The 3,337-nt window shown below is 59.5% G+C and carries 3 protein-coding genes; 1 reads left to right on the top strand and 2 read right to left on the bottom strand.

The genetic code is table 11. The annotated features are described in order from the left end of the window. Positions 1-108 precede the first annotated feature (108 nt). Positions 109-875 (top strand): IS5 family transposase gene (locus A3840_RS18915; protein WP_205633316.1). Its coding sequence is split into 2 segments (ribosomal slippage): positions 109-433 and positions 433-875, totalling 768 coding nucleotides; the frame shifts between segments, so codons are not numbered across the junction. A gap of 95 nt (positions 876-970) precedes the next feature. Here the strand turns inward: A3840_RS18915 and A3840_RS00890 are convergent. Both A3840_RS00890 and A3840_RS00885 read right to left on the bottom strand, forming a co-directional pair. Further along, positions 971-1,978, bottom strand: a complete 1,008-nt coding sequence (locus A3840_RS00890; RefSeq protein WP_067450496.1) for a 2Fe-2S iron-sulfur cluster-binding protein — start codon at positions 1,976-1,978, stop codon at positions 971-973. A gap of 15 nt (positions 1,979-1,993) precedes the next feature. Beyond that, positions 1,994-3,088, bottom strand: coding sequence for an amidohydrolase family protein (locus A3840_RS00885; protein ID WP_245676524.1), 1,095 nt, complete (start codon positions 3,086-3,088; stop codon positions 1,994-1,996). Positions 3,089-3,337: the final 249 nt, after the last annotated feature.

The following is a 3,337-nucleotide window of genomic DNA, read 5'->3' as shown; positions in this document are numbered from 1 at the left end:
AAGCCGATTTGGGAATCCACTTTGTCAACAGGACCTAGGTTCTGTACTCATAAACGGGATTCCGGTTTTGGTCGGAACATGATTCAAGGTCTTCATGGAGGACCTTGAATGGCACGCTTTGATCTTTCTGAGGTTGAGTGGGCGTTGATCGCTCCGCTTCTCCCCAATAAGCCTCGCGGTGTTGCACGGACCGATGACCGTCGGGTGCTGAACGCGATCTTCTACATTCTGCGGACCGGCTCGCCCTGGCGCGACCTGCCTGAGCGTTATGGTCCCTATACGACCGCCTATAACCGCTACAATCGATGGGCCAAGGCCGGCGTTTGGCTGAGGATTTTCGAGGCTTTGGCGGCGTCCTCGCCACAATCGATGCAGTTGATCGATGCCTCCATCGTTCGCGCTCACCAGCATGCCGCTGGCGGTAAAAAGGGGGCCCGGATCACGCCATTGGTCGTTCTCGTGGAGGACTGACCAGCAAAATCCACGCCGTTGTCGACGAACGAGGTCTGCCGGTACGCCTGGCGCTGAGCGCCGGGCAGGCGTCGGACAAGGCAAGCGCACCCATGCTGCTGGCTGGACTGCCGACTGTCTCTGTCGTTGTCGCCGATCGCGGATACGACTGGCAGCACCTGATCGATCTGGTAACCGAACGCGGCGGGCAGGCCCATATCCCAACCCAACGTGACCGCAAAGTTCAACGCTCTGTCGATCGAGCCATCTATAGGCAGCGCAATCTGGTCGAGCGCTTCTTTTGCAAACTCAAGCACTTCCGTCGTATCGCCACGCGCTATGACAAACTGGCCAGAAACGTCCTAGCCGCAGTCGCGCTCGCATCAGCGCGAATTTGGATCAGGACTTATGAGTCCACAACCTAGGCCTGCTTTTTTGGGTTCCTGAACAGGCAGAATCATGTTCTGGATCAAAGCCAAGTGCCTTCTCATCATTGAGGAGGCACCTGAACGCTCGTCGATCAGTAGAATTCGTCGAAGTGCACTTGACCCTGCGGCACGGCGTTGTCATGGAGCATGCGCTTGATGGCTTCGGCCATGGGTGGCGGACCGGCAAAATAGACCTCCATGTCCTTCAGCCGTTCGCCAAACAGTTCAGCCGCCGCCTCGTGCACGAAGCCCTGCCGACCGGTCCAGGTTTCAGCGCCATCGAGTGGTTGCGCCGACAGCACCGGGTGGTAATGGATGCGCTCGCCATAGCCTGGGAGCGCCTGCAGCATTGGCTCGCCGCAGAGGTCTCGCATCATCCTGCCGCCGTAAAGGAAGTGGATCGCTCGCCCCGCGAGAGCGGAAGATCGAGCTGCCGCCCGCGCCACTGAAATCATCGGCGACAGGCCCGAGCCACCAGCGACACAGAGGATGTCCCGATCGGCATCTTCACGCAGGTAGGCCATGCCGTAGGGACCGTCGATATCCACCAGCGCGCCGGGATGTAACCGGGCCAGCACGGCGGATGCTTTGCCGTTCGGCACGGATTTGATCTGGAAAGCCCAGGTCAGCCCGTCATCGGACACCTCGCACATTGAATAGGCGCGTGGGGCATCCATGCCGGGGAGCTTGACCAAGGCATACTGCCCGGGCAGCGCCTGCTGGGCCTCGACAACGCGAAATGTGAACTCGCTAATGTCGTGGGTGATCGGCGCGATGTCGACCAATTCCGCAGCCAATTTGCGCGGCGGGTAGGTGGATTCGTAGTGGGCGTCGAGCCGCACCTTTATCCGGCAATCGCTTTCGGGCAGCGCCTGGCAGCCCAGCCACCGATTGCGGCGCTGGTCGCGTTCGCCATAAGCTGGTGAATCGGCGCGGTGGTGGTGTACCGCGCCTTCGAGCAGCTCGAAGCGGCAATTGCCACAGGAGCCTGCATTGCATTCGTAGGGGAAGCCGTGTCCCGCCCGTACTGCTGCGCGCATGATCGTATCATGCGGACCGCAGCTGAAGGCGGGTCCGTTCTCTATCTGAATCGTCGCCACGAACAACCTCCGCGATCAGTCTGTTGCGAGGCCGAACAGCGCCTGGGCGTTTCGGAAGCTGATCTTCTCCCGGTCTTCCACCGACATGTCGATGGATTCGAGAACCTTGATGGTGTCGCGAATGTATCCGGGACCCTTTTCCGGATCGAAGGGTGAATCGGAGGCGAAGAGGACCTTGTCGGCACCGTAGAATTCGAGACCGCAGACGGTGGCCGGACGCGAGCCGAAAACCGCCGTGTCGGCGTAGAAGTCCTTGAAGTAGTCGAAGGGGCGCTTCTTCAAACGGTCGAGCACCGTAGCCTTGAGATCCTTGTTCGACGTCCGCTTCCCCAACTGATCCCAACCGGGCCCGACCCGGCCTTCGAAATAGGGCACCATGGCGCCCAGGTGGTGAGCCAGAACCTTGAGATCAGGCATCTCGTCCATGATGCCGGAAAAGACCAGACGGGCCATGGCCGCGCTTGTTTCGTAGGGCCAGCCGAACGTCCACCAGATCTCGTATTCGCTCTCGCTTTCGGTCGCATAGTCGGGCATCGAAGCGGTGCGGGATGGATGTAGCATGACAGGCCGGCCATAGGTCTCGGCCATCTTGAAGATCGGGCGGAAGCGCTGCTCGTCGAGCGGAGCGCCGTTGACATTGGTATGGATTTGTAGGCCGTTGGCGCCGAGATCGCGGAAGGCACGTTCGGCCTCTACGGCGGCGGCGTCCGCGTCGTTCATCGGCAGCGAGGCCAAGAAGCCGGCGAAGTGATCCGGGTGCTTTTGGACCAGTTCAGCCATGCCATCATTGCCGAGCCGGGCAAATTCAATGGTCTGGGCCGGTTCGCCCAACGATTCCAGTGGTGGCATGCCCAGCGAAATGACTTGGGTATAATTCTCGAACCGCTCAATGATCTTCAGCCGCTCATCGAGATCGTAGATCGCCGGAATGTTGCGCATGCGCTTGCCGATGTCCTGGGCGGCACCCTCGGATTGCAGCATCTTCTCCCACAGCTTGGCCGGAAAGAAATGATTGAATGCATCGATGTAACGCACGGCGTCCTCCTTGTTTGCCATCACTCTAGGAGACCCGGTATACAGTCTGTAATACTGAATGATGGCTTGAGCCATAAATGATGCTTATAGCTAAGAGAGGCTTGGGGGGGGGCGGATTGCGCACCTGGTGGCACTAGTGTCTTCGCAGCAGGACTAGCACTCATCACACGATCGACAGTGCAGACCCAGATCAGAGGGAGCGGAAGACTTCGACCGCAGGTTAGAATCCCTACCCAATATGTCCGATCCCGACCGCCACCTTCCCCAAAAGGGCCTGTCCGCTTCCCACCCGAGGCTGTGTGAAAACGTCTGATTATGGTATGA

The sequence above is a fragment of the Devosia elaeis genome (assembly GCF_001650025.1).
In the GTDB taxonomy this organism is placed as follows: Bacteria; Pseudomonadota; Alphaproteobacteria; order Rhizobiales; family Devosiaceae; genus Devosia; species Devosia elaeis.
The sequence above is the reverse complement of the archived record's forward strand: the minus strand, read 5'-3'. Positions and strand labels throughout refer to the sequence as shown.